This window comes from Streptomyces sp. NPDC043854 (genome assembly GCF_056436005.1).
Genome location: NZ_JBWKDK010000067.1, coordinates 1 through 24582 on the forward strand (window position 1 = coordinate 1; position 24582 = coordinate 24582).

24 protein-coding genes and 2 pseudogenes are annotated in these 24582 nt (G+C 68.8%); 17 read left to right on the plus strand and 9 right to left on the minus strand.

Going from position 1 to position 24582, the window contains the following annotated elements:
- Positions 1–452 precede the first annotated feature (452 nt).
- The 7 genes from AC068A_RS33385 to AC068A_RS33415 all read left to right on the plus strand — a co-directional run bounded on the left by AC068A_RS33385 (position 453) and on the right by AC068A_RS33415 (position 7512).
- Complete coding sequence (locus AC068A_RS33385) at positions 453–743, plus strand: hypothetical protein (protein WP_478590028.1); 291 nt, start codon at positions 453–455, stop codon at positions 741–743.
- Positions 744–1209: 466 nt separating this feature from the next.
- Positions 1210–1614: a hypothetical protein gene (locus AC068A_RS33390; RefSeq protein WP_478590029.1), complete on the plus strand. Its 405-nt coding sequence runs from the start codon at positions 1210–1212 to the stop codon at positions 1612–1614.
- A gap of 893 nt (positions 1615–2507) precedes the next feature.
- Positions 2508–3497, plus strand: coding sequence for a hypothetical protein (locus AC068A_RS33395; RefSeq protein ID WP_478590030.1), 990 nt, complete (start codon positions 2508–2510; stop codon positions 3495–3497).
- A 373-nt stretch (positions 3498–3870) separates the two neighbouring features.
- On the plus strand, positions 3871–4221 hold the full coding sequence (locus AC068A_RS33400; protein ID WP_478590031.1) for a hypothetical protein: 351 nt from the start codon (positions 3871–3873) through the stop codon (positions 4219–4221).
- Positions 4222–4478: 257 nt separating this feature from the next.
- The gene (locus AC068A_RS33405) at positions 4479–5303 is read left to right on the plus strand and encodes a PIG-L deacetylase family protein (RefSeq protein ID WP_478590032.1); all 825 of its coding nucleotides are present in this window, start codon (positions 4479–4481) and stop codon (positions 5301–5303) included.
- 71 nt (positions 5304–5374) lie between these two features.
- Positions 5375–6436 (plus strand): NUDIX domain-containing protein, encoded by a 1062-nt coding sequence (locus tag AC068A_RS33410; RefSeq protein WP_478590033.1) that lies wholly within the window; start codon positions 5375–5377, stop codon positions 6434–6436.
- A 446-nt stretch (positions 6437–6882) separates the two neighbouring features.
- Positions 6883–7512, plus strand: coding sequence for a class I SAM-dependent methyltransferase (locus AC068A_RS33415; RefSeq protein WP_478590034.1), 630 nt, complete (start codon positions 6883–6885; stop codon positions 7510–7512).
- Positions 7513–7622: 110 nt separating this feature from the next.
- On the opposite strand, the gene AC068A_RS33420 is transcribed toward AC068A_RS33415, so the two are convergent.
- Together AC068A_RS33420 and AC068A_RS33425 are read right to left on the minus strand one after the other, a co-directional pair.
- Positions 7623–10100 carry a tyrosine-type recombinase/integrase gene (locus AC068A_RS33420; RefSeq protein ID WP_478590035.1) on the minus strand — a complete coding sequence of 826 codons (2478 nt, stop codon included), beginning with the start codon at positions 10098–10100 and terminating at the stop codon, positions 7623–7625.
- Positions 10097–11386 (minus strand): tyrosine-type recombinase/integrase, encoded by a 1290-nt coding sequence (locus AC068A_RS33425; protein ID WP_478590036.1) that lies wholly within the window; start codon positions 11384–11386, stop codon positions 10097–10099. The genes AC068A_RS33420 and AC068A_RS33425 overlap by 4 nt, the downstream gene beginning before the upstream one ends.
- A 110-nt stretch (positions 11387–11496) precedes the next feature.
- Between AC068A_RS33425 and AC068A_RS33430 the strand changes: the two genes are divergently transcribed.
- Both AC068A_RS33430 and AC068A_RS33435 read left to right on the plus strand, forming a co-directional pair.
- Entirely contained in the window at positions 11497–11691 is a 195-nt protein-coding gene (locus AC068A_RS33430) for a hypothetical protein (RefSeq protein WP_478590037.1), read from the plus strand.
- Positions 11692–11750: 59 nt separating this feature from the next.
- A pseudogene (locus tag AC068A_RS33435) lies at positions 11751–12097 on the plus strand (M15 family metallopeptidase domain-containing protein); the annotation flags it as partial.
- Here the strand turns inward: AC068A_RS33435 and AC068A_RS33440 are convergent.
- Positions 12022–12255: a Ku protein gene (locus tag AC068A_RS33440; protein ID WP_478590038.1), complete on the minus strand. Its 234-nt coding sequence runs from the start codon at positions 12253–12255 to the stop codon at positions 12022–12024. The pseudogene AC068A_RS33435 and the gene AC068A_RS33440 overlap by 76 nt on opposite strands.
- Before the next feature lie 390 nt (positions 12256–12645).
- Between AC068A_RS33440 and AC068A_RS33445 the strand changes: the two genes are divergently transcribed.
- Positions 12646–13149: a DUF6300 family protein gene (locus AC068A_RS33445; RefSeq protein WP_478590039.1), complete on the plus strand. Its 504-nt coding sequence runs from the start codon at positions 12646–12648 to the stop codon at positions 13147–13149.
- A 40-nt stretch (positions 13150–13189) separates the two neighbouring features.
- On the opposite strand, the gene AC068A_RS33450 is transcribed toward AC068A_RS33445, so the two are convergent.
- Together AC068A_RS33450 and AC068A_RS33455 are read right to left on the minus strand one after the other, a co-directional pair.
- Positions 13190–13429: a hypothetical protein gene (locus AC068A_RS33450; protein WP_478590040.1), complete on the minus strand. Its 240-nt coding sequence runs from the start codon at positions 13427–13429 to the stop codon at positions 13190–13192.
- A gap of 409 nt (positions 13430–13838) precedes the next feature.
- Positions 13839–14402: an SMI1/KNR4 family protein gene (locus AC068A_RS33455; RefSeq protein WP_478590041.1), complete on the minus strand. Its 564-nt coding sequence runs from the start codon at positions 14400–14402 to the stop codon at positions 13839–13841.
- A gap of 304 nt (positions 14403–14706) precedes the next feature.
- Between AC068A_RS33455 and AC068A_RS33460 the strand changes: the two genes are divergently transcribed.
- Positions 14707–14985, plus strand: coding sequence for a DUF6959 family protein (locus tag AC068A_RS33460; RefSeq protein ID WP_478590042.1), 279 nt, complete (start codon positions 14707–14709; stop codon positions 14983–14985).
- Positions 14986–15213: 228 nt separating this feature from the next.
- On the opposite strand, the gene AC068A_RS33465 is transcribed toward AC068A_RS33460, so the two are convergent.
- Positions 15214–15951 carry a hypothetical protein gene (locus AC068A_RS33465; RefSeq protein WP_478590043.1) on the minus strand — a complete coding sequence of 246 codons (738 nt, stop codon included), beginning with the start codon at positions 15949–15951 and terminating at the stop codon, positions 15214–15216.
- Positions 15952–16132: 181 nt separating this feature from the next.
- Between AC068A_RS33465 and AC068A_RS33470 the strand changes: the two genes are divergently transcribed.
- Positions 16133–16279, plus strand: a complete 147-nt coding sequence (locus tag AC068A_RS33470) for a hypothetical protein (protein ID WP_478590044.1) — start codon at positions 16133–16135, stop codon at positions 16277–16279.
- Positions 16276–16674, plus strand: coding sequence for a hypothetical protein (locus AC068A_RS33475; RefSeq protein ID WP_478590045.1), 399 nt, complete (start codon positions 16276–16278; stop codon positions 16672–16674). The genes AC068A_RS33470 and AC068A_RS33475 overlap by 4 nt, the downstream gene beginning before the upstream one ends.
- A gap of 40 nt (positions 16675–16714) precedes the next feature.
- Here AC068A_RS33475 and AC068A_RS33480 read toward each other — a convergent pair whose 3' ends face one another.
- Positions 16715–16873 (minus strand): hypothetical protein, encoded by a 159-nt coding sequence (locus AC068A_RS33480; protein WP_478590046.1) that lies wholly within the window; start codon positions 16871–16873, stop codon positions 16715–16717.
- 199 nt (positions 16874–17072) lie between these two features.
- Positions 17073–17336, minus strand: coding sequence for a hypothetical protein (locus AC068A_RS33485; protein ID WP_478590047.1), 264 nt, complete (start codon positions 17334–17336; stop codon positions 17073–17075).
- A 39-nt stretch (positions 17337–17375) separates the two neighbouring features.
- Here AC068A_RS33485 and AC068A_RS33490 point away from each other — a divergent pair, with 39 nt between their 5' ends.
- The 4 genes from AC068A_RS33490 to AC068A_RS33505 all read left to right on the plus strand — a co-directional run bounded on the left by AC068A_RS33490 (position 17376) and on the right by AC068A_RS33505 (position 23748).
- Positions 17376–21356, plus strand: coding sequence for an NACHT domain-containing protein (locus AC068A_RS33490; RefSeq protein ID WP_478590048.1), 3981 nt, complete (start codon positions 17376–17378; stop codon positions 21354–21356).
- 278 nt (positions 21357–21634) lie between these two features.
- Positions 21635–21760: a hypothetical protein gene (locus AC068A_RS33495; protein WP_478590049.1), complete on the plus strand. Its 126-nt coding sequence runs from the start codon at positions 21635–21637 to the stop codon at positions 21758–21760.
- 19 nt (positions 21761–21779) lie between these two features.
- Positions 21780–22850, plus strand: coding sequence for a 3'-5' exonuclease (locus AC068A_RS33500; RefSeq protein WP_478590050.1), 1071 nt, complete (start codon positions 21780–21782; stop codon positions 22848–22850).
- Positions 22851–23169: 319 nt separating this feature from the next.
- Positions 23170–23748, plus strand: coding sequence for a GNAT family N-acetyltransferase (locus tag AC068A_RS33505; RefSeq protein WP_478590051.1), 579 nt, complete (start codon positions 23170–23172; stop codon positions 23746–23748).
- A 58-nt stretch (positions 23749–23806) separates the two neighbouring features.
- On the opposite strand, the pseudogene istB reads toward AC068A_RS33505, so the two are convergent.
- Positions 23807–24578, minus strand: a pseudogene (gene istB / locus AC068A_RS33510) (IS21-like element helper ATPase IstB).
- Between the last annotated feature and the right edge of the window lie 4 nt (positions 24579–24582).

The window sequence follows — 24582 nt, forward strand, 5'->3', positions numbered from 1 at the left end:
GGAGAGGACACAGGGCGCCCGAACAACCCAACCAAAACCCCGAAAAAGGGGGGGGGGGGGAAAGGCCCCCCCAGGCCGGGGGAACGAGAGGGCGCTTCCCCCCCCCCCCCCCCCCCCCCCCCGGACGTCGGCCGCCTGCGGGTGGAGCAGTGGTGCCTGCTGCTCCTGGGGCTGATCCGGGAGAAGATCACAGAGCTGGAGACCCGTGAGCGGCTGGCCGAGGCCGCCCGCTCCGGCCCAATCCGCGTTCCCGAAACCGGGTAGCTCATCGAGCAGGGCATCGGGACCCAGCGGGCGCGCTCTGGTGGAAGTGTGCGCCCCCTGGATCGGCGGCCTTGGGTTAGCGCGCTGACGCGCTTGTCTGCGTCGCTTCCAAGTAGGTCCTGACCTGGTGTTTTTGTGGTTTCCGCCTAGGCTGTGGGGTTCTGCTGCGGACCGTCAGAGGGGGCACCATGAGTGAGGAATTCGCCGGGTACGACGCCAGCCACATTCAGGTGCTGGAGGGGTGGGAAGCCGTTCGGAAGCGGCCCGGTATGTACGTCGGATCGACCAGTGAACGCGGCCTTCGACAGATGGTGTTCGAGGTCTGCGACCGGCCGGTGCAAGAGATCCTGGCCGGCCGTGCAAGCTGCGTACACGTCACGCTCAGGCCGGACGGCGGGGTGTGTGTCGCCGACGACGGGCCGGGCGTTCCCGTCGATGAGGTGGGGAGTGTTGGCGGTCCCGACCTCGGGCCCTGCTGACCCAGACGCAGTCCGGGCGGAGGCCCGAGGGGCGCCACGACGTGCTGCTTGGCTGGCTCGCCGTGGGGCCCTTCGTCGTCAATGCCCTGTCGAGCCGCCTGACAGCCGAGGTGTGGCGTGAAGGAACCCGTTGGGTCCAGGAGTATGCGCGCGGTGTGGCGGTCACCCCGCTTGCCGCGGCGGGTCCGACGACCGGAAACGGGACGAGTATCGTCTTCTGGCCCGACGCCGACATCTTCGAAGCCGCACAGGTCTCGTTCGACGCTCTGGCGCAGCGCTTCAGGGAGATCGCCTTCCTGAACCGGGACATGGACATCTCTCTGACCGACCTGCGCCACCCGGCCGAGTCCCACTCGGTGCGGTTCCGCTACACGAGCGGGGTCAGGGACCTTGTCGCTTTCCTCGATGACCGGACCGTGGCAGCCGCCGGCCCGACATCATCGGCTTCGACCACGAGGACCGGCGGATGGCGGGCACGGTGGAGGTGGCCTTGCGGTGGCGGGGCTCCGGCGAAGAGCGTGTCCGGAGCTTCGCCAACAGTCGGCCGACCATCGACGGCGCGCACGAGCGCGGCTTCCGCGACGGGGTGATGGCCGCCGTCAACACATACGCGCGCAAGCGCGGGCTGCTGACGGTGGCGGCCCCCGATCTCGACGCCGACCGGATCGCTGTGGGTCTGACGGCCGCCGTATCGGTGAAGCTGGACGCTCCCGAGTTCCAGGGCGCCACCCATGGCGTGCTAGGCGGTGCCACAGGGCGCGCCTGCGTCGGACAGGCCGTGCGGGAACACCTCGACAGGTGGCTGGAAGAGCATCCGGAACGGGCCGCACCCCTCATCGACCGAATGGTCCAGGGCACCCACCAGGACTGAGCAGCAACAACGGCACCCACTTGGTGTGGCACAGGGGCAGAGCGGCGTACCTGACCGGAGGGGCCAAGTTCGCTGCTCAGTCACAGAGGGCGATTGAGGTCGGGTAGAGCTGAGGGGATGTGGCGCTGAGCACACGGTCGGCCTTGAGCGAGATAGCCGGCCCGAGCGACAGGGCCGGCTGGGCCGGGATGACTGGTGTTGCGAGGTGGGCGGTGCGGCCGCCATTCCCGCGTAGGGGCTCGCGGGCCCTGGGATGGCCGGGCGTACCGCGCGCCCACCCTCTTCCGCCCGGGCCGAGGGCGGGGGCCGTCGCTGCGGCAACGGCGGACGCCTCCGTCCTCGGACCAGCGGTCTGACGGCCAGGCCGTCCGGGGCGGCCAAGAACGTGCCGGTAGATCGTCTGAGTGCCGACGTCGAGGACTCTGCCACCCCCAGCGGGCTTCGCCGCTGGAGGGTGGGAGCGCCGGGTTGCTCTGGGTCGTACTGGAAGGCGATCGCTTCGTCGTACGGGACCTCGGCGGACATGCACAGCGGCTTGGCGAGTTGAGCTGCGGCTACGGGGTGAGCCGGCTGGGGCAGGTACTGCCAGAAGGTGATGGCGTGCTGGTTGACGATAATGGGCTGGCTGGAGCTTCTGAGCAACGGCCCGGCCCGGCTCGGCTCGGCACATCGCGTGCCGGGCCGGGGCCCCGGCCCCGCCCGCGGCGGGGCTGCGCGGCCGCGCTTCGGCGGCCCCCGCTTCCTGGGTACCCCTACTCATCTCCGCTTGAGCACGTCACCCCTGTTGACGGGCCAGCCCCATGGCGTGAAATCGACCCATGGATACACGCCCGCCCCAGGAACCAGCCGCTGACCTCGTGGATACCCCGACCGCAGAGGTGGGCCGCAAGCCGGTGGCACGGCGTTGGCTCGTCCGCCTCGCCGCAGTCGCGGCGGCCGTCTGGGCGTGCTCGGCGGTGTCCGGCTTCTTCGAGGACCTCGGGGGCGGCCCGGTGCGTTCCGCAGCGGACTACCGCAAACAGGACATCAAGACCCGGGAGGCCGGAAGGAGGACCCTCGGTGACCTGCCGCCGGGCGCCGGTGACGCCGACAGGATGAAGGAGGAGGGCAGCACCTCGTGCAGCGACGACCTGGGGATCGACGGCAAGGGGGTGACCAGGGAGCAGCCGCATTACACGTGGGGTCTCAACTACTCCAGCGAGGCCCACTACCTGGCCGACCTGGACAGGCTGCGCGCCGCATGGGAGCGCCGCGGCTGGAAGACCGAGGACAGGCCGGCGAACAAGCCCCTGAACCCCGACCGCCCGACACTGCAGTGGCCGGGCGTCCGGACCACCGACGACCACGGCGTCATCATCGAGATCCGTACCGACTGGTACACGGGCAAGCCCACTCTCTCGGCCGACGGCGGCTGCATCCGCTACCGGCGCGAGGACCGGGTGGTCGCCCGCGAGCGCACGGGCGCAGCCGACCGCAAGTCCCCGGCCCGCGAGGGCACCGTCACCTACGACGACGGCGTCCGGGTCACCCTCGGCCCCGTCCAGCCCATGACCCCGCCCCCGGACATGACGGGCGACGACACCCCGGCCGCGCACACCTACCGAGTGCCCGTCACCGTGACGAACCTCAGCGGCGCTCCGGTGGAACTGCGCAGCTACGACATCGGAAGCTACGAAAGTGCGAACCCGGGCGTCAAAAGGCTCGCCGGCTACCCGTCCGAGCTCAACGCGGGCGGACCGCACCCGGTGTCGGAGGGCGAGTCGATGCGCCTGGAGTACGTGTACACGGCCGAAACCGAACTTTCGCACCTGGACCTTGCATACGGCCCCGGCGAGCTCCACACGTCGTACCTGTGGCGACTCTCCGTGCCCCCGTCCTCCTGAGGCGGGAATTCTGTTCAGATTCACCCGCCGGCTCCGTTCACGGGAATGCCACACCGGTTTGCCAACGGGCCATCAGCTTGGTGTTTAACCTCGGCCGTTCACCCGGCCGATCTTGGTTCGTTCCCGGGACAGCAGGGCGGCCGTTCTTCACGCTTCGAGGTGTCGAGCAACGTCGCGTGTAGGAACGGCCGCTGGTGAAGAGTTTCGCTGCTGAACAGTCCGCTGACGCCGCGTTGGGTGTCCTGTCCCACTTTCGGCGCGGTCTCGGAGGTGGCACGACTGACCTTTGGCCGCCGCCGCCGGACGCACGTCTCCTTCGGCCCCTACTTGGTCATCGGGGTCCTCGCCGTGTCCGTTGCCCTGGTCTGACAAGATGCCGACTCAGTGCAAGGGCGAGAGCCGCACCGTCCGCGCGGGCAGTCCACACGGTGCTGGGCCTGAGCTGGACAACGGTGCGGAGAGCTGGCTCACCGGATACACCGATCTGACCCTGGCCTACCGGGACGCCAACCCGAAGGCGTCCGCGGACGACCTCGTGTCCTCGCTTCGTGTCGGCTGTGCAGCCATGCTCTGCTCGGCCTTTCCGCTGTCGGTACCAGTGGAACGACCGCACATCGTCGACGCCGCACTCGAAGCCTACGGGCGGGTACGGCACGAGGCAGCTCTGATGCTGCTGGACCGGCTGCCTGTCATGGAGGAGGCCCTGCGTGACGCTCTTCGCTGAGTTCATGACCCTCATGGCCGGCGTAGCCGGCATCGAACCCGTCCCGGACCCGCCCCGCTGATGAGCTGCAGTGTTGGTGGGGTCACAGGCCGGTGAGGATGCGCGCCAACTGTCAACGAGCGCCCAGTGCCTGACCGCCTGGAACCCGAGGCTGCCGCTCGACCACCCACCCGCCCACTTCCAGCGATACGAGACCCCCGGCCACGCGTAGCCCGGCCACCACGCCCGCCCGCGTTCGATCGAAAGGCTCCACCACCGTGACCCCACCCCCTCCGGATGCGCCTGCCCCGGCGCTTCTGGCCGTTGTCGCCCACCCGGACGACGAAGCCCTCCTCGTCGGCGGTGTCCTCGCCCAGCACGCCGCCGCAGGCGCCCGCACCGCGGTCGTCACCGCCACCTGGACGGCCAACACCCACCGCATCCCCGAACTCGCCGACGCCCTCAACATCTTGGGCGCCGGCGCCCCGCGGCTCCTCGGCTACGCCGATGCCCGCAACCCCGCCTCCGCACCCGACGGCTCCGAACGCCTCGTCGACGCACCCCTGGACGAGGCCGTCGGCCGCCTGGTCGCACACATCCGCGAATTCCAGCCCGACATCATGGTCGGCCACGACGCCCTGGGCCAGCTCACCGGGCACCCGGACCACAGGCGCGCCCACCAGATCACCCTTCTCGCCGTCGAGGCCGCGGCCCTGCCGCACCTGTACCCCGACGCCGGCGAGCCCTGGCGGCCGACCGCCCTGTACGCGGCCACGCACTCGGAATCCGGCGTGGGCCGGCTCGGCCCGCTGCTGCAGAGCGTGGGGAAGACACTCCTCGCGGTGCCGGACGCGTACGTGACCACGACCGTAGACGTCTCCCCCTGGGCGGCGCAGAAGTGGGCCGCGATCCTCGCCCACCGCAGCGAGGTCGCCCGCCCACGGTCTCTGCCCGGCCTCCTCGCCCGCATGCCCGAAGCCGAACGCGCCGAGATCATCCGCACCGAGTTCTTCACCAGGCTCTCCCCCGGCCCCGCGCCGGGCGACCCTCACCGGCTCAGCGGCGGCGCGCCGTCGGCTGCCGCCCGCCCTTTGTCCGCCTGAGCGGGACCACCGCACGATCGGAGACCGAGATGACCGTCCCTCCCTCCCCAGACGCGGAGCCGAGCACCTTGATGACCGACGAGGAGTACGGGGCCTTACGCGCCTCGGCCGCCCTGTGGGCGGGAACGTCCGTGCTGATCACCGACCGGCGCGGGCGGGTCCTGGTCCAGCGTGTCGACTACCGCACGACCTGCCTCCTGCCGGGCGGCGCCGTCGACAAGGGCGAGTCCCCGGCCCAGGGTGCCGCGCGGGAACTGCGGGAGGAGCTCAGCGTCACCATGACCGTCGATCGCGGGCTCGCCGTGGACTGGGTCAGCGCGGACGGCGTCAACGCGCCCGCCGGCATGCGCTTCCCCGGCGAAATCCTGCACGTCTACGACGGCGGTACGTGGGACGAGGAGCAGATCGCCTCCATCCGGCTGCCCGACCGCGAGATCGAGTCCGTCGAGTTCGTCGAACCCGCCCTTCTGCCGGACCTGATGTCCCCCGGCGACGCCCGACGGGCCCTGTCCGCGCTGCGCGCCCGCATCAACGCCGCCGGCCCCGCCCTGCTGGAGAACGGCCTTCCTATCGCCCCCACGGTCCTGGACCGGGCCGGCGTCCTTCGTGCCGCCCGCGCCCAGCACCACCTCCCCTTCCACACCGGCCCAGTCCCCGAACCGCTCTCGGTGATCCAGGCCTGGGGATGGCTCCTTGCACCCGACGGCCGCGTCCTGCTGCTGATGGAGCCGGACACCGGCTCAGCCTGCCTGCCCGGCGGCACCCCCGAACCCCAGGACGGCGACAACCCGCTCGTCACACTGCGCCGCGAAGCACACGAGGAAGCCGCGGCCGAGTTCGACGAACCGCTGCTCCTCGGCCACCTCTCCGAGCCCGACAAGCCGTACACCCGCCTCCGCTACGCCGCGCCCCTCACCCTCCTCGGCCCTCCGCCCGTCGATCCGGCCACCGGCCGCACCCACATCCGAATCCTGGCCACCCCCGAGCAGGCCCTGGAGCTCTTCGACTGGGGACTCCCGGCGGCCGGCCAGCTCGCCGCCGTCCACCAGGCCCGAACACGGCTCGGCATCCCCCGCGCCGCGCCGCAGCCCGTCACCGAACTACCGGACGCCACCGACCTCACCACTTGCTAGCCCACGCCCGGCCCCTATCGAAGCGAGGATTCGCATGAGCACCGCATCACCTGCCTTCGGCTCACCCTCCGCGCCCGCTGAGCATGCCGACACCCTTCCGCCGCCCGCAGCAGCGGCATCGGACGCTCCGGCGCCGGTTCGAACGGGGCACTGCCAGTGCGGCCGGATCTCCTACCAGGTCAGCGGTGTCCCGGACGATCCGCACCTTTGTTCCTGCGACCACGAGACCCGCATCTTCGGCGGGCCCGCGGTGCTGTGGGTCGGGTTCCCCTTGGACTCCCTGATCTGGACCGGCCCCGGTGGCGAGCCGAAGTGGCACTCGACCTACCTTCTCCGAACTACTGGGGCGTCCCATGGTCAGGTGACAAGACGACAGTCCTACGGGGAAGGGGCAGGTCTGAGGCCGGGTAACTGATCCGAACCGCACAGGTGTTAGCTTCCTCCACGTGTTGAAACACCAGGACGAGACCAAGGCGGCCTACGACGGGGTCGTCGAACTGTATGCGTCGATGTTCGCCAATCAGTTGGAGACGCAGCCGTTCGCGCGGAACATCATCGGCACCTTCGCCGAGCTCGTGCGTGGCACGGGGAACCTACGGGCAGCCGACGTCGGATGCGGCCCCGGCCACTTGACGGCGATGCTGCACGACCTGGGGTTGGACTCCTTCGGGCTTGATCTCTCCCCGGCTATGGTCGCCCACGCCCGGCGGGCTCATCCGGGGCTGCGGTTCGACGAGGCACGAATGGAGGCCCTGCCGGTCGAGGACGGCGCGCTTGGCGGAGTACTGGCCCACTACTCGATGATCCATACCCCACCTGAAGAATTGCCCGCGCTGCTCGATGAGCTGGTGCGCGTCCTGGCACCAGGGGGCCTGCTCCTGGCGTCCTTCTTCGGAACCGAGGGGCCGGAGCCTGTCCGCTTCGACCACAAGGTGGCGCCTGCCTATAGCTGGCCGGCGGACCAGTTTGCCGAGTCGCTGACCGGGGCCGGACTCGTCATGGTGGCTCGGTTGCTCCACGACCCAGCGTCCGAGCGGGGCTTCCTCGACACCCACCTACTGTCGCGCCGCCCGTAGAACTGGCCCGTGGCCGAGGCCGGGGGCGTAGATCATCCGCGGCTGAAGCGCGTCCAAGCGCCGGGCTCTGCGGCGGTGTCCGCTGAGCGCGCCGGAGTAATGCCATTCAGTCACGCAGGCCCCGGCGAGGTGGCCACCCCACTGGTACGAGCAGCGATCTCCCGGAAGGTAGGAATCCCCAGGTCGACGGCCTCCTGCTTCCGGGAGATCTGAGCGTCGAGTTGGGCTAGCTTCTCCTCGGCGTGGGTCAGGCTGCTCTGCAGCCCTTCGATCTCGCCGAGCCAGCCTTCCCGTTCGGCTTCCAAGATGCGTGCGAGGAGGTTGTCGCGGATTTCGACGAGCCGGGGACGTTCTGTCGAGTGGACGATCAGAGCGGGGCATCGGACACAAGCGTGTTCGTGAGCGCAGTCAGTTCCGTATGCGCGGCCGCAGTCGCCCAGGGCCAGCTTGCGGCGCTCGAAGTGTCCGAGGAACTCTCCCCATTCCTCAGGTGTGACGGTGCGGTACTCATCGGCAGGGCGTAGAGCCCGGCGCCGGGCGATGAACGCTCGATGCGCCTCGATGGCATCGGTGGGATAGATCGCGGCGTACCCCATCGTCGTTCCGATGTGGTCGTGACCAGCGATGACCTGGGCAATGTGAGGTGGCAGGCCGTTGAGGATGGAGTCCGTGATGAAGATCCGGCGGAAGTCGTGAGGCTGGAAGACGAGGGGGTCGCCCGCGCTGTCCGTCAGACCTGAGGCCAGCAAGGTGATCTCGAGTCCCCGCCGGATCGTCGTTCGTGACAGTGGACGCAGGTAGCCGCCAGAGCGATCCTGGAACAGGAGGGGCATCGGCGGGTTCCAGACCCGTTCGTAGTGGTCGTAGCTGCGAAGAACGGGGACTCTCCCGTCCGAGCCTCGGACTCGAGAGACGACCGTGCTCAACACGTCCGCCAGCTCCGGCGTGACCAGGACAAGTCGTTCTTGGTCCGTCTTCGAGGGGGCGATCTGCAAGAGTGGAACGGTCTGCCCGGTGGTGGGGAGCTTGTAGCTGACGATGCTGTGATGCCCCAGCTCGAGGAGTTCCTCGATCCGGATGCCGGTGTGCCGCAGGATCTCGATGGCAGCCCACGCCCAGAATGCGCTGCGCTCCTCAGCCGCGAATGAGCGCCGGGTGCCGTTCGCGTCCCAGGCATGGATCGGACGTCCGTCAGCGCATTTGCTGAATCGCGGAACTCTGAACGTCTCACCAAGCACGCTGAAATCCGAACCGAGTCGGGCAGCGTTGAGTGCATTGAGGCGCATCGTGGCCTCTTTCAGCAGGCGGTGCGCCGTCTTCACCAGCGTGGGCAGTGCCGGCAGGCGCTCGCGAGTACGTTGGTCCATGCGGGCCTTGAGCTGCTTCTCAGCCTTTCTTCCCGAGCACTCGGCTTCGCTGATCGGGCAGGGTGCCACCCAGGCGGCCCACTGGCCGGGATCCTCCACAGCCCACTCCGCCAGGTCCAGGTAGAAGGCTCTGACCTGGGTTTTGATCCCGATTGCACCTCGGCGTGGCTCTGTGAACTCACGAAATGATCCGTCGGGCAGACGCTTGCGCACGGTCTTCGTGGCCAGGCGGACCTTCCAAGCAGTGATCACCTCGGCAGGAAGTCGAAGAGAGTCGATGCCCGGATGATGCCGTTCCAGGTCGCCCCAGAACCGAAGCGCCAGCGAGATCGTGAGCGCCCGCATCGTCGTGAAGTCGAGCCCTACGGACCGATGGGAGAGGTAGGCGACCAAGAGGTCGCGGATCGGACGGCACTGCAGTTCGTAGCGGTCGACAAGATCTGCCGGGGGGAGTTGCCCGGTTCGGTTCGAGATCCGGAACAGCGTGTGCGGTGCGTCTTCTGGAAAGAGACCCAGGTCGCGTAGCCAGGTGTAGGCAAGCTGGATCCGTCCATTGCTGTTGCGCGGATTCTTGCTCTGCCAGAGCAGAAGGTCGCCCACGACGATGTCCTCGATGGCGCCGCCTCGGCAGGCCATGATCTCCGCAACGGTCTTCAGCCCGGACGAGACATTCGCGGCCGAGAGGTTGGTCGGCAGCGATGCCCTCAAGCGTGCGAACCCCTCGGGGTCTCGTGCGGTCTCCAGTGCCGGCCGAAGATGTCGCGATCTTGACCCGATGAGGAATTCCGGGTCCGGTCTGACGGCATCCGCGCAAAGCAACGCCAGCACACCGACGAGGAGCGTTTCACGGCGAGATACTCGCCCTTCCGGGCGGGCCCAGGCTACGAAGGCATCCCGCCACCCCTGCGACGCAATGTGCTGGCCGTGGGCAGGGCTCTTCTGCCACCGCTGTTGCCAGGTCTCTCCCGGAAAAGTCATCAGCCAGTCGAGGAGAAGACGTGCCCCGAACATCCGATTCGCCTGGGCGCTGGGTTCCACGGCTCGAAGCGGTGGGCGAGCCAGCCGATCAAGGACCTCTTCACGCGTGGCCGCGGTCGCTTCCCACATGCTTGGTCTCTCCCGATGCGGGAATCGGTTCATCAGCGTGAGCGCTTCGGCGCCCACCATGCTGGTGACCCGCGGAACGAAGCTCGAGCCGACGTGGGTCGCAGTGCTCGTCATGACGCGTCCCGGCCGAAGAGGATGGACAAGGAGTCGGGGTTGTAGGACGGCTCGTCAACAGGCACAGGGGTCTCCTCGCGTCGCTTCTCCTGGCGGGCGTGGTGGGCAAGGCCGGCTCTGATGACGTCGTCCCTGGTCGGACGGTTGTAGATGTCCAGGGTCGACAAGTACTTGTGGCCGAGGATCTTCTGCACGTAGACCGGCGGCATGTTCGGGTCATCGAGCATGAGGAACGTCGCCGTGTGCCGCAGATCGTGAAGGGTCCAGTTGGCGCCCAGGAGATCGTTGGCGCGATTGAACATCATGCGCGCCGCGTCGTACTCCAGCGGCCGCCACGGGCGCCGCAGCGTCCACCACAGCGGATGGTGACGACCCCGAGGGACGCCCATCTTCCAGGCGGACTCTTGGTAGAGCCGCAGCCAGACGAACGCATCCGGGGTGGCGGCCAGATCCTGATAGTCGCGGGTGCCCTTGCGGATCACACCAACGGTCTGCTCGCCAACGACCGCCCCGCCCTGCTTGACCGTGAGCAGCTCCTCGGCGCGGGTACCAGTGGCGACCCAGAAGGCCAGCAAGGCACGGTCACGATGAGAACGGAGCCCGGCGAAGACCTTGGTGTACATCTCGTCGGGAATCCGCCGCGGGACCCGCTGCGGAACGGTCGGCCGGTAGAGACCCGCGCGCCGGTTCCGGTGCTTCTTCCCACCATCAGGCTGTGTCCCAAGCTGGGACAAGCGGCGCCCACGGACCAACGGGAAGGGGTTCACCAACAACGAACCGGTGTTTTCATCCAGATGGAAGTTGTAGAACTCCCGCAGCACCGTCTCGCAATGAGCACGGGTTGCCGGCGAGTACTTGGTCCCGACCGTGGGCTTACCAGTCACCGGATTCGGCGTCCCCGGTGCCGGCCTGTCACTGCGAGGCGACGGGACCTCGGAGAGAGCCTTGCCGCGATGGCGCCAATGGATGCGCTTCGGCTTGTCCGCGACCTTCATCCACAACATGAAGTCCCGGGCGTCTTCCCGGGTCGCACGGTCCCACTCGATCCCGAGCGCCCATAAGAACCGGAACCACCGCAGCAGATCCATGCCGTACGAACGTGGCGTCAACGGCGAGCTGTCTCTCGCCATTAGTTCCTTGAGGTAGAGCGCAGCGGGCTCGACCGGCCTCCCGCGTTCATCGAGCACCCTGTACGGCTCCCAGGGATCTCCCGTCTTCAGCAACTGGCCTAACTCAGGCAGGACAAAGTTCCTCAGGTCCCTTCCGGACCGCTTCTCATCAAGCACCCCGGGAAGCTAGCAGATACCCAGTCTGACCTGCGAAGACAGCTGAGTTAGTTCGGTTAACAGGCCCGACCCTCCACCGCGGCTTCTGCCCCGACTGCGGCACACACCTGGTGTCCGTGGCCGACGGCTCCAGCACGGCTATGGTGACCGGCTTCAGCCTGACCGACCAGAGCGGCATCGAACCGCTCGGCCACTCCTACCGCGAGAACGCCGCGCCCTGGATGCACATCACCCTCGGGACCCGCCCCGGCACCGACGGAACCGAGACCTCGGCGGCGGATGTGCGCCGGAGCGGAACCCGCTGACGCCCCAAGGAGCCGTGTTGGAAACTCACCCCTCAGACGCCACCGGTCGAATCATCTTGATGTCTGACCCGTCCGTGGCGGCCATCCCCGTCGACGACTGCGGTGAGGCGCTCGTCGACGTCCGCGGGACCCTGCTGGTCGACGGCCGCAGAGCCGACTCGACCGGCTCGTACGCTCATCTGCGCCGTGGCGTCCTTGATCGGCTCGGCCACGCCCGGTCGCTCCTGCGCTGCGCCTGCTGTTCATCGAGGGCTACCGCCCGCCCGAACTGCAGCGGCGCTACTTCGAGGAGTACGCGGACGAGCTCCGCGCGGCCCATCCGGCCTGGCCTCACGACCAGATCCAACAGGCCGCCAGCCGGTACGTGTGCCCGCCGCAGATCGCGCCGCACAGCGCCGGCGCCGCGAGGTCGACTTCCTTCCCGGTGCGCTCGTTGACGCGGCGGTTGCGGATCCGGTCTGCGGTGCCGCGCTGAAGCTGGTGGAAACGGACCGCGTGGCTGTCGGTCGCCGTGTACATGCCTATCGGGACGGTGAAAGCCCGAAGCTGAGAACTCCGGCCCATATGGTCTGGCCATTATGGATCACCCCCGCTGCCTGGTCAGGGAGCGTCGGCCGAAAATGCGGTGAGGAGCGCCTTGGCTTGCTGCTGCAAGGCTACGTCCTCAGCCGGGGCGCCGGGGCCGAGCGGGGTTGGCCTGGATCACAGCGCGCGAGCAACGGTGGTGATCCATTACACGGTGCGGACGGTGTCCGTCTTCCGGCCCGGGGCGGCGGAGACGCGAGGCCGCGCCCGGGGTTGGCCGGCCTTGACACCGGTCTGAGCCGGGGCCAGTCCCTGTTGGGCCCAACAGGTCCGGACAAGCGCCGTAGAACAGCCGACTGATCACGCGCAAACCGTTGACCTCCAGGTCAGGACGGCATTGGATGGGCCACCCGTGCAAGGAGGTCGAACGTGTCCTTCCAACTTTCCGACGAGCTCCCGCCGTGTTCACGCTGCGGCGGCGAGGTGATCGTCAACGTGCTGGGGCCCAAGGGAAGTCTCGGCGTCCCGGTCCGGCTGGAGCTGTGTTCGGGCTGCGACACAGAAAAACCGCCGCCGGTCCCCTGCTCCGATTCTTCGCCTCCGGGGGCGGCAAGGACCCGAGCCGCTTCAACGAAGCGATACCGCTGCTTCGGGCCTGGCAGGTGGAGGCGATGGCCGCCCACGGCTTCACCTGGATACCCGGCCCCCAGCCCACTCCCGGCCTGCCACCACACTACGGACCTTCGCCGCGCGGCCGGGGCTGACCCGCCCTCGCAGGCACACCAGCCCCACGAGGATCACCGTGCCGGGCCTCAATCGTACCGACCGCGCGCGTTCTCACAGGTCAATGGAGTCGTGAGCCGAAGCGGCGTCCTTCAGGGCCAACCGGAGTGCACAGCGGGCCAACCGGCTACCCGGCCACAACAAGTGTGAGTGCCCGGGTAGTTGGCGCGGACCTGGCCGGTCGGGCAGGTCAGTGCGAGTAGTCGCCGCAGACGCAGCCGGTCGTGCACTTCGGGCACGCGGCCTTCGCGTCGCAGCTCGAACAGCTGCCCTTGGGCTCGCCGGCGTGCTCGACACAGAGCACGTCCACGTAGGCGCCCGCGGTGTAGCGGTAGGTCGTGGCGAGGGCCTGCTCGGCGAGTTCACGGCCGCCGCAGATGGTGAGGTCGTCGTCGAACTGGGCGAGCGCGCGGCCCTCGGCGTTGAACACGGCGTGGATCAGCGGGCGCTCCCGGCGGCGCGGTCGAGGAGGAGGGCGTGCTCGCCGCGGGTGATCGGCTGCTCGACCATCGGCGCGTGCCCGAAGACCTGCCCCTGGGCCTCCGCTGCGTGGCAGGTGCCGACGCCGTACCGGCGCTCGGCGTAGCCGCGGGCGAGCTCCAGCCAGAGTAGCCACGGAGCCCTCGGTCCCGGCGGACAGGCTCCGTCCCGTCCGGATGCGTCCGGACGCGGGCCGGGCCAGGTTGGCGGCGTGCCGGATCGTGCGCGGACGATCCCACCCGGTCGCCCCGTCGGGCGGCCGTCTGTGACTGATTCCCGTACTGGCCGGTCTGGCCAAGTACGGCGCTCACTTTGGGTGTGTCAGCGGCGAGCCGGGTGGTCGAGAGCGGTTGACGGCGTCACTGCCCGGTCATGCCAAGGGTCTGGTCGGCCGTCGCGAAGCGGTGCTCCCTCGGCTTCAGCACTTCGTAGAGGTAGCCGAAGTACTCCGTTTTCGCCGTTCCGGTGAGCACCGCCAACAGGAAGGCCAGGCACCCCGTGTCGTGGTGCTCCCACAGAGGGCCGCGCCCCTCGTTGTAGAGGACGGTCCATTCGTCGGGGTGCTGACCGGGCCGCGCCAGCCAGTACAGGAACGCCCCCGTGCCCTCCTCGAATGCCCACGGCAGGAGCCTCGCCCCCGCCTCCTGCAGGCCGGCGGGCTTCTCCTCGAACTCCCACAAGCCGGTCAGGATCTCGTCCCGTTCCATTGTCTGCGCGTGCAGGTCGCAGTCGTCGTAGGCGGAGTCGGGGACGAGCAGCCAGATCGTCTCGTCGAAGAGGCCGTCGCCGTACGTCTCGACGAGTTGCTTGTAGTCAGCGGGCAGAGCCGTACCGAGGGCGCGCTCGGCTTGCGTCCAGTCCACTGCGGGTGGCGGATTGGCGGGCGGCGGGCAGAGACGGACAAGCGCATCGAGGGCGATCATGGAACGGACGCTACCGGAGAACCATCCGGAACCCGTGGGCGAGTCGCAGGCCAGGCGAAGATCCTCAGCGGAAACCTGGCCCACGCAGCCGCTCGCCGGTGCGAAGGCCTCGGCACGCCGAGAGCTGCGTCTGTCGGGCGGTCGATGAGCGCGGCCATGTCGGTTGGGCCACCCATGGCAGCTCAGTCACAGCGGCTGTGACAAGCTACGACAGCCGGCATCAATGGACAACTATGAGGTTCTGACCGCTCTTCCGTGATGACTACACCTGGAAACGAGGGCAGGTCTCAGGTTGGATGATCAGATGGAACGTATCGAGGCTGAGCTGTTCACGGACCCGGGGAACGACGCGGTCGTCCGTCTGCCCCAGCGCAACTTTCCGGGCGTGCTGATCCAGGGAGACTCCCTGTCGATCATCCGCGCAGACGTCGCCGAAATCGTAGAAGCATGCGACCAGGGCGACGTCGGCGAAGCCCGCGAGGCTGCGGCCATCCTCCTCTCCAACCTCGACGAACTGCTGGCTCGCTACACGGCGGCTCTGAAGGCTCACGACATACCCATCCCCTTCCACCAGGCTCCCTGATCGCCCGGTTGCAGCACGTGCTGAGGAGCGGAGATTGCAGAACCGTTCCGCCAGGGGATCACGCCATCATGAAGGTGGCCTCCTGCACCGTGTCCTCGTCGGCCTGGACCAACTGGGCGAGCACCGGCGACCGGTTTCCACCCGCCGAGGCCGACAACATCATCGCTCGCCGGTGGCACCCCAGCCGGTACCGCCCCGGCGCATATCTCTGCTCGCCTGGCGCCGGGTTCAGAGCCCGTCGGTGGCGACGACCTCGTTGTCGGCGGGAGGCCGGAGCTGGGTGACCGTCTCGTAGTCGTAGAAGGTGAACTCGGACGGCTGCCGGCCGGTCTCGGTCCGCTTCAGCAGGTAGGGGCGGCCCTGCGCAGCGATGTAGTCGGTGACGGTCCCGCCCTCCGTACCCGGATACGTGAGCATGAAGGCGGGCTGTCCGTCGACGGTGGCAGATGCCCCCCTGCTGATCTCGGGAGGCAGCTCCTGCTCCAGCAGTATCGTCGGGTTCGACAGCTGGCACCCGTAAGCGAGGCTCTTCGCGTCCGAAAGGTCGGCGCCGAGTTTGAACCAGCGGCCGGCGACCCGCTCGACCACCAGGTCCTCCTGGGCCTTGGTCCCGTTGAAGGCCGCCCGCCACGCATCGGCGTCGCGCTTGGCATAGACGACCTTGGGTGTGGCGTGGACCTCCGTCCGACCGCGCCCCTCGGCGCTGAACGTGCCCGCACAGTCGACATTGGCGAAGGAAAGGTCCAGGGAAGCGGTCATCCCCTCCGCGGTCACATGACCCCGCACCTTCTTGAAGGTGGCCGTCCGCGTCTCTTCGTAGGCCAACCGCTGGATCTCCTCGGGCGACTTGTCGGCATAGGGCCCGGCTGCGGCGGCCGTCGGCGAGGCCGACGGATGAGGGCTGCCACCGCCCCCGGCCGCGTCCGCCGGCCCGCAGGCGGTAAGGACGAGAGCGGCGAAGCTCACGCCGATTCGGGCGGCAACGGAACGAGAAGACAATGCGATCCCCTTGGGACATGTACTGGTCAAGGGAGGGTACACGGGGTACGCGCCGCGGCCGCTCACAGCCCGCACCATCACCCGCTGGATCCTCAGGCGCCGGGCGGTGGAGTAGCCAGAGGACACGGGGCAGCCGCCCCGCACGCTGATGCTGCACCGGCGTCTGACCCGTGAGTACGACCACCGGCCCGACACCTCCGCCTCACGCGTCTACTGGGCCTCCACCGCGAACATGACCCGCCGCCTCACGACACCGAGTCCCGCCTGGCGCGACACTCTCCAACTGGCCGCGTGAACGCCGCCGAACTCCTCGCCGGCCTCCAGACCCAGCACCACGAGGCCACCGCCCGAGCCGGGGAACTACACGGCCAGATCGAGCACCTCACCGCCGCCCTGGCCGAGACCGAAGCGCGACTTGCGGATCCGACCACCACCCGGAAGGTCATCGCGGAACTCGCGCCGACCGGAGACGAGCCCGATCCGACCGAGACGAACACCGCCTACCAGGCCATCGTGAACGCCTTCAACCAGCACCCCGACCAGGCATTCAGGGCTCGTGAGCTGCACGAACTCCTCGGCATGCCCACCCACGAGACGTCCGTCAACATCACCCGCAGCCGCCTCGGACGCCTCACCCGCCAAGGCTTCCTCACCCAACCCGATCGCGGCCGCTACCAGAAACGGACTTAACGTCCACTGAGATGAGGTGGAGACGCTGGTTGTGCGGCTGCTACCAGCGCAGGGTCGGGCGGGGGCGGGCGAAGAGTTCGGCTTGCTCGGCGACGGCGACGAGGCGGTCGGCGGTCTCATGGCCGACCGCCTCGAGGAGGCAGTCGAGGTTCGAGGCGATCAGGAGCCAGGAGCGCCGCGTCAGCAGGCGCGACGCCATCGCGGGTGCTCCGCTTGCACGGCCATCACGGCCTGGGCGTCGGCGGAGTCGGTTCAACGGCACCTTGGCCTCAACGCCGCGACGGCGGCGCCGGGACCCGCCGCCGCTTTCGCGCCAGCAGGGTCTGCGCTGACCCGGCGGGGCTTGTGCCCGCCGGGCTGAGCCGCTGCTACGTGCTGTCCGGTTAACGCGGGTTGGTTCATCGGCACTGGCTGGCGAGGGTGAGCAGGCACAGCAGCACGGCCACGAGCGGGCCGGTGCAAGTCACCCAAGCCGTCAGCCCGTGCCGCAGCGACTCCCATCCGTTGTCCCCAGCCCGCCGGCTGATCCACCCGACAGCGGACCCCATGATCATGCTCGCGAGCAGGACGATCAGTGCCCAGGGCAGGAAGTCCAGCGCGAGGTCGGCGAAGCCGGGCCGGGTACACGTGGTGGCGGCTGCGGCGGTGACGGTGTGAAACATGATCCCCTCCTCGGGTCCCTGTTGTTGACGGCTCCGAGAGTGGAGGGTGGTGGCGCGTTCGGTGGGATTCAGCGCTGGAGTTCGGAAGGAAGCTGCTGGTCAGACGGCTGCGTTTCAGTGTTCAGTCCGATTCAGTGCGGCCGCCGCCCACGCCTCCGGGCCGTCTCCGGCGCGGAGGCAGGCGCGGTGAGGTACAACATTCCTGCTGGCGTGGGCTCGCGAAGGGGATGGGGACGGCGAATGGGGGATCCGGAGTTCGGTGTGCTGTTCACGCGACTGACCAAGGTGCTGCCTCAGGAGGCGGGCCTCCCTCCAGCACTCCAGAAGGACATGGCCCAGTTGCTCGGCGTCAGCCAGCCGGCTATCGCGGCCTGGTTGAAAGGCGACAATGTCCCCAAGCTGGACACGTTGCACCCGGCTCTGATCAAGCTCAGGGCGTGGGAGCGGTTGGGGTGCCCCGGAACGCGGTGGTCAAAGGAGCGACTGAAGGAGTTCGACCAGACCGCGCGCAACTTGCTGGCGTTCAGCGCTGCTCGGCACACGGCCGGGTACAAGCACTTCAAGCGACTGATGGAGCTCAGCGAAGAGGCGCACCGGGATGCTTCGGTGGTCCCCGTTGACGCGTCTCAGGTCGATGGTCGTATCGACCTGAACGACCTGTACGTACGGCGGGCGGCCGAGGCGTCCATTCTGGACCGGGCGCTCACAGCGCAGGCGGGCAGTGCGCAACTGGTCGTCGGGGAGCCCGGGTCCGGGAAGACGTCCCTGTTGTGGAGCCTGTTCGGACAGTTGTCCGGCTCGGAAGGTGTGCAGCCGCTTTTCGTACGGGCGAGCTATCTCATCGAGGGGCTCACCGAGGCGGGGGGCGAGACCGGGGTGAGCGTCGATGGCCTGGTCAGGGCTGTTAGCTGCGTGCAGCTGCTGAAGGACCGGCCGGTCGTGCTGGTCGACACGCTGGATCTGCTGGTCGCCCACCCTCGGGGGACGGAGGCGGTTCAGGAGCTGCTGAGGGCCATGGACCGGATGGGTGTTGCGGTGATCCTCACCTGCCGCCCCGAGGAGGCCGTCGAACTGCAGTTTCCTCCCTGCCCCGAAGGGATCGACGGAGAGGCCGAGGAGGCTGAGGCGGTTGCGTTCCGTCGTCCTCAAATCGCGCTGGGTCTGTATTCGGAGGAGGAGTGCCGCGAGGCGGTGCAGCGTCATGCCAACGTGTTCTGCCCGGCCACCTTGTACGGTCCCTCGGTGGCCGAACGGCTGGGGGCGGACATTCTGGACGCGGTCTACCAGGGGCTGCCGATCCGGGAGGTGTGCCGCAACCCGCTCTACCTCCGTCTCCTATTCGACCTGTACGCCCCGAATCCGCCGCTGACTCAGATCGACGCCGCCGGCCTGTTCGAGCAGGTCCGGATCCGGCGCGTGCTGAAGGACTCCCGGGCCGGGGAAAAGGAGCAGTCAGGGCGAGCGGGCTGGAACCTGTCGGACACCGCACGCGCTCTGGCCCGGTACATGCTGAGCGCGAACACCATCGAGTACCGGCCCCGCGACGCGGGCGACGCCCTGGAACGGCTTCTGGCCCTGCCCCGCGAGCGCATCGACGCTGAGCTGGCCGAGCTGCGGCGCAGAGGCCTGCTTGCTGACGCGCCCGCGGGCGGTCTGCGGTTCTTCCACCAGACGTTCTTCGAGTTCATGGCCGCCGAGTACCTGCGGCACGCCGGCCGCGGGAAGGAGCTCGTCGCCCGGATGACCGAGCACCCAACCGATCTGGTCCTGGCGGCGGTGGCCGGGCAGCTCATCCCGCGGGCGGACTCGGGTACTGACAGCGTGCTGCTGCGGCCTCTGCTGGAGCATCCAGACCTGTCCGACCGTGCCCTGGAGTGGTATGCCGACATGCGGCGCCCCGCCGAGGACGACATCGTCGCGGCGCACGCCGCACTGTGCCGCGCCTCACACGTGGGGGTGCAGCGGTTCCTTGAACGGCTGCCCGGTCATGTGCACAAGGAGCCCGGGCGGTGGGTCGAGGACCTGACGGTGGTGTGGCCGCTGACGGAGGCGCGTCCGGCGTTGCGCCGGGTGCTGTTCGCGACGGTGGGCCGGATGGCGAGCCAGCACCCCGAGAGCACCGTCGACTTCTGCACCGATCAGCAGCGCCTGGCGTGGTGGGTCCAACGAAAGCCTGCGGAACTGAACACTCACAAGACGGACTGGATCAACCTGTTCGCCGCGCTGTTCCCCCATGACCCGAAATCAAGCCTGGAATGGATCACGCAGGTGTGCCGGGCTCTGATCACGGTGGAGTCCTACAGGGTCGTCGCCGACGCCGCCAAACAGGTCGAAGCGTGCGTGCTTCGCCTGCCCCCGGCCCAGCGGGCGAGTCGGCGCCAGAAGGCCCTACGCGCGTTCGAGACCCTGCTCGACGAACGCCCCTCGAAGACCCCGAAAACGGTCGCGGAGTTCGAGCGGGCTGTCGGGATCCTGTGGGAGGGCGCGCAGCCGGCCACGAAAGAGGAAGCGGCCGCTCTTCTATCCACCGCTCTCGAAGACTGCGACCGAGGCGCGGGCCGGGCGCGGCTGCACGGGGCCGCGCGAGTGGCCGCGGCCCTGGACGAGGAGCGCGCCCGTGCCGCGGTCGCCGAACTGGAGTCGGTGTGCTCTCCCGGGGCGCAGACGGCCGTGGTGCTCCATGTCCTCGTCCCGGTCCTGCTCGGCACGGACACCCCGCTGCGCAGGGCATTGGTCGAGGCCTGCCGTACCGCCCTGTCGACACTTCCCGGCCCGAGTAAGGAGTCGGACGGCTCCCGCACCACGGCGTCGCTGATGTTGGACGCGGTGAGGATGGCCTTGGCTGGCGGGCTTGCCCTGGCCCGGCTGCCAGAGCTGCTTCCCGACGACAGCCGGTCCGAGCTCTGGCTCACCCGCGCCGGCCTGGTCAACCTGGTGGGCCCAGCGGCCGCTGGAGGCCACGCTCCGGCGCTGTCCGCCGTGAAGAGCTGGACCCAGGCCACTGATGAGGCCCGCGCCAAGGCCGGCTGGTCACCGGACGTCGCCCGCAAGGTGCTGGCCCACCTCACCCAGGACATCCTCACGGAGCTGGTGAAGGAAGCACTCAAGACGAAATCGCCCGCCAAGCTAGGCGCCCTGGTCGATGCCGCGGGCAAGCAGAACCTCGTCCCGCCCCCGCGGGTCGTGGAATCGCTCCGCCGCTGCCCGCCCCGCCTCGACTCCGCGGAGGAGATCGCCCTGTGGAACGCCTTGACCACTCACTGGACGTGGGCTCCCCCTACTCCGGACGCCATCGCCTCGGCGCTCGCGCTCGGTGACCAGACCTACCCGGCCCTCCTGCGCCTGGTGAAAGCCTGCGTCCACCACGCGGACTGGCACTGGCCACGGCTGACGGCGCTGCTGGAGCAGCTGAGAGATGACTGCGAGACCCGGCCGCACCGGCAGGCCGGCGCCGTCGCGCCGCACGACGCCCTTGCGGCGCTCCTCGCCCACCGCCACCCCCTCATCCCGACGGACGCCCCCGCTGTGGTCGACACCGTGCTTGACCTGACCCTCCCAGACACCGCCATGCTCAGCGCCATCGACCGGACCACGGCCCAGCTGGCAGCCCACCTCCTGGGCCGCCTCGCCACGCCCCACCCGGAGGAGGCCGCCCGCGGACTCGTCACCGCCGCCCAACGGCTCGGCTCCCGGTCCAACGGCGTGTCCGCCGACTTCGCCCACTTCACCATGGAGACCGTGGGTCTGACGCTCGCGCATCTGCCCGCCGGAGAGCGACGCGGCTTCGTGCTCGACCTCGCCCGGGCCGAGGAGAACCTCGGCAAGCAGGCCGTCACCGCCTTCTCCATGCTTGCGGGGACCACCGCCCAGCCCCCTGACTGGTACCGGAAGCTGAGCAACGACAAGACCCTCCCTGCCACCGTCCGCTCCACGGTGACCTCGCACTTGCACCGCTACGCACGGACCCGGTGCGGCGGCCCCTGGCCCGCTCTCATGGCAAGCCCGGCACAGGGACGATGACCACCCGTGCCGACCGATTCGGCGGCTTGTGTGGGTACCGAGAGCCTACGGCTGCGGTTCGGCGGCCGGGGCGGCCCCACAGGTCGCACAGCTGGTCGCGGTTTCGATCTGGGTTCGATCGCTGGCGGGGGTGGTGCCGGTGGCGGCTGGCAGTCTGACCGGGACAGAGGCAGGGCCGTTCGGAGCAGCTGGAGAGGGCACACCGTGTTACCAGTTCAGGGGCTGGAAGAAGTACGCGCGCGTCATGGAGAGTGATCTCGCACGCGCCGGTTACGCGGATGCGTGACGCGGCTGCCGGAACCGACCAGGGCGGCGGCCTGGTGCTGTTCGACACCGTCTTCGGCGCCAGGAGCGTTCTCCACCTGGCCGACCAGGCCAGCCAAGACAACGGTTCGAAGGCGTAGGGACTCAAGGGACTCGGCGATGCAACCGCACCAGACGGACATCCAGGCCACGGCCGCCGTCCCCGCGCCAGCCCGCGCACGCACCGAGGCTGGCCGGAGCCTCGGCCCTGAGCAGGCCCGCCGCTACCTGGGGCTGCACCGGCGCGAGTTCGCCTACCTCGTCGAAGCCGGGCTTCTCGTCCCCGTCGGCCGCACCTCCGTCGGGACGCTCCGCTTCGCCGCCTCGGCGCTCGACGCCGTCGCTGCCGAACCGCTGGAATGGGCGGCGGCGCGCAGCGCCGAGGCCCGATGTCCCTCGCCCTGGCGCGAGCTCGCCGGGTCCGCCTCCGAGCGAGATCGGCTGGTCGACGACGTCACCGCGGCCTTGCGCGCCGCAGGGGTGGATGCCTGGGCTCGCTACAGCGCGGCTGCGGACCGGTGGACGCTCGACTGGGCGCCGACGCCCGGCGGCGGCCCCGACCGCGAAGAGGTCACGGCGCTGCTGCCGCCGCGGCTCGTTCGGGCTGTCGATGCCCAGCGGCTGGTGCTGCTCGGGCCGGTGGGCCAGATATCTTCCACGGATCGCGTGATCGAGGTAGCCGCCGTCGACGCGCACGACGGCTCCGTCCTCATTGACACCCTCGTCCACCCCGGTCCGAGCATCCCCATCCCGGCCGGGGCCACCCGGGTGCACGGGATCACCAACAGCATGCTGGCCGACGCCAGGCCGTGGAGCGTCGTCCTGCCCGAGGTCCTGGCCGCGGTCGACCAGAGGGTCCTGCTCGCCTACAACAGCGACTTCGACAGGCGGATGACCGTCGGCCACGCCCGGGCACGCGGCGTCGATCCAGGCCGGCTGCACTCGGTGCAGGCGTGGCAGTGCCTGATGAAGCGCCGCTCGATGTGGCTGGGCACCACCACCCGCCGCCGGCTGGGCGGCCGACATCGCGCCCTCGGTGACGCGATCGCGGCCCGCGACCTTCTGCTGTCCCTTCGGGAGCGGCCGCCGCACACCTTGCCTGCGCCGCAGCTCGACCGGAAGCCTCCAGGGTCGGCAACCTCACGGACGCCGACCGATGGCGCCTCGGCGGCAGCCGCCGAGCGAGGCTGAGGACGAAGAACTCGTCGCGTCCGGCGCCGGTGGTCGCGGCGCCGGACGCGAGAGTCCTTATTCCTCGAAGTAGGCCTCGTACCAGGCATCGATCTCGTCAGCTCGAGAGGGATTGCGGTAATGGCGGTCAGGACCCGCTGAGCCACAGGCCGGGGATCGCTGTCGGCCAGTTGTCGGCGTACGAGTTCATCTGCAGAGCGAAGTACGGGGTGGAGTGCAGAGCTCTGTCAGAGGGTGCTTGTTTGTGCTCTCGATCTCTGCTCGTCGCCCGGACGGGTGCAAAGGCAGCTGTGGTTTCAGCGATTGACATGATGCTGCGATGGATTCGATACCTTCTGTGGTCACTGTCGGCAGCAGGAGTCGGAGTGATCAGCCGGTGTTCCGCCTCAGCAGCGGCTTCCTGCTGCGCCCATGGCGGGAACAGGACGCCGAGGTACTGGTCAGGTCCTGCCATGATCCGGACATTCAGATGTGGAACCGCACTGGTTACCTGTCGCTGGACGAGGCCCGCGAGAAAATCTCGCGGTGGGGGCAGCGCTGGCAGGACGAGGAAGCCGGGATCTGGGCGATCGCCGCTCCGAGTGCCAGGCCCGTGGGGTTGATTGGGCTCGGCGACATCGACCTTCACGGAGGAAGCGCCGAGTTCTTGTACTGGCTTCTGCCTGAGGGCCGTGGCCATGGTGCCATGGTTGAGTCAACGGAGCTGATTAGCCGGTGGGCTCTGGACGACCTCGGTCTGCACCGCCTCCGGATCACCCACTCCGTTGCGAATCCGGCCTCATGCAGGGTGGCGACCAAGGCGGGGTTTCCCCTGGAGGGGACCATGCGAAGTGCTCTGCTTCATGCAGATGGATGGCACGACGAGCATCTGCATGCTCGGGTCCAGGGCGATCTCTGACCTGGAAGTGGCGGACCACGCGCCGCGGACGACGGTGTCCGCCACTTCGCCCGAGCGGTCAGGTGGCGGCGCTGGCCATGTCCTGCAAAGCGGTGATGTGGTTCTTCAGCCGGTAGCTGTTGCCGTTGATCGGAACGATGTGGCAGTGGTGCAGGAGCTGGTCCAGGATCGCGCCTGCGAGGACATCGTCGCCGAAGAACTGGCCCCATTCGGTGAAGGTCTTGTTCGAGGTCAGGATGATCGAGCCCTTCTCGTATCGCTTCGAGATGAGCTGGAAAACGAGGTTGGCTTCGGCCCGGCCGAGGGGCTGGTAGCCGACCTCATCGAGAACGAGGACGTTCGGCCGCAGGTAGGTGCATCTTGCGGGCGAGCCGGCCGATGTCGTCGGCGGCTTTGAGGTGGCGGACCATGTCGTCGAGGGTCGTGAAGTAGATTGAGTAGCCGGCCCGGCAGGCGGCGACCGCAAGACCGACGGCGATGTGCGTCTTGCCCACCCCGGGCGGTCCGAGCAGGGCGGCGTTGGCCTTGTTCTGGACGAACGACAGGGTGGCGAGGTCCTTGATCTTGCGGGGGTCGAGGTCGGGCTGGAACGAAAAGTCGTACTCGTCCAGCGTCTTGTGGTGCGGAAGCTTGGACAGCCGAAGGCCCTGGTGGAAGCGGCGGTCCTCCCGGATCGCGAGTTCCTCCGACAACGTCAGGTCCAGCAGGTCGAGGTAGCCCATCTTCGCGGCGTCCGCGCGGTTGACGAGGTGGTCAAGACTGCAGGCGAGGTGGGGCAGGCCGAGCTTGGCGGCGGTTGCCCGGATCCGGTCGGCGACCAGCTCACTCACGCGT

Excerpts from the sequence above, each read along its gene's own strand:
- AC068A_RS33420 (WP_478590035.1), bottom strand. The coding sequence starts at position 10,100 with ATGACGAGCACTGCGACCCACGTCGGCTCGAGCTTCGTTCCGCGGGTC.
- AC068A_RS33480 (WP_478590046.1), bottom strand. The coding sequence starts at position 16,873 with ATGGCGTCGCGCCTGCTGACGCGGCGCTCCTGGCTCCTGATCGCCTCG.
- AC068A_RS33495 (WP_478590049.1), top strand. The coding sequence starts at position 21,635 with ATGCGTGACGCGGCTGCCGGAACCGACCAGGGCGGCGGCCTGGTGCTG.
- AC068A_RS33470 (WP_478590044.1), top strand. The coding sequence starts at position 16,133 with ATGCTGCACCGGCGTCTGACCCGTGAGTACGACCACCGGCCCGACACC.
- AC068A_RS33505 (WP_478590051.1), top strand. The coding sequence starts at position 23,170 with ATGGATTCGATACCTTCTGTGGTCACTGTCGGCAGCAGGAGTCGGAGT.
- AC068A_RS33485 (WP_478590047.1), bottom strand. The coding sequence starts at position 17,336 with ATGTTTCACACCGTCACCGCCGCAGCCGCCACCACGTGTACCCGGCCC.
- AC068A_RS33500 (WP_478590050.1), top strand. The coding sequence starts at position 21,780 with ATGCAACCGCACCAGACGGACATCCAGGCCACGGCCGCCGTCCCCGCG.
- AC068A_RS33440 (WP_478590038.1), bottom strand. The coding sequence starts at position 12,255 with ATGGGCCGGAGTTCTCAGCTTCGGGCTTTCACCGTCCCGATAGGCATG.
- AC068A_RS33460 (WP_478590042.1), top strand. The coding sequence starts at position 14,707 with ATGGAACGTATCGAGGCTGAGCTGTTCACGGACCCGGGGAACGACGCG.
- AC068A_RS33455 (WP_478590041.1), bottom strand. The coding sequence starts at position 14,402 with ATGATCGCCCTCGATGCGCTTGTCCGTCTCTGCCCGCCGCCCGCCAAT.
- AC068A_RS33385 (WP_478590028.1), top strand. The coding sequence starts at position 453 with ATGAGTGAGGAATTCGCCGGGTACGACGCCAGCCACATTCAGGTGCTG.
- AC068A_RS33410 (WP_478590033.1), top strand. The coding sequence starts at position 5,375 with ATGACCGACGAGGAGTACGGGGCCTTACGCGCCTCGGCCGCCCTGTGG.
- AC068A_RS33390 (WP_478590029.1), top strand. The coding sequence starts at position 1,210 with ATGGCGGGCACGGTGGAGGTGGCCTTGCGGTGGCGGGGCTCCGGCGAA.
- AC068A_RS33400 (WP_478590031.1), top strand. The coding sequence starts at position 3,871 with ATGCCGACTCAGTGCAAGGGCGAGAGCCGCACCGTCCGCGCGGGCAGT.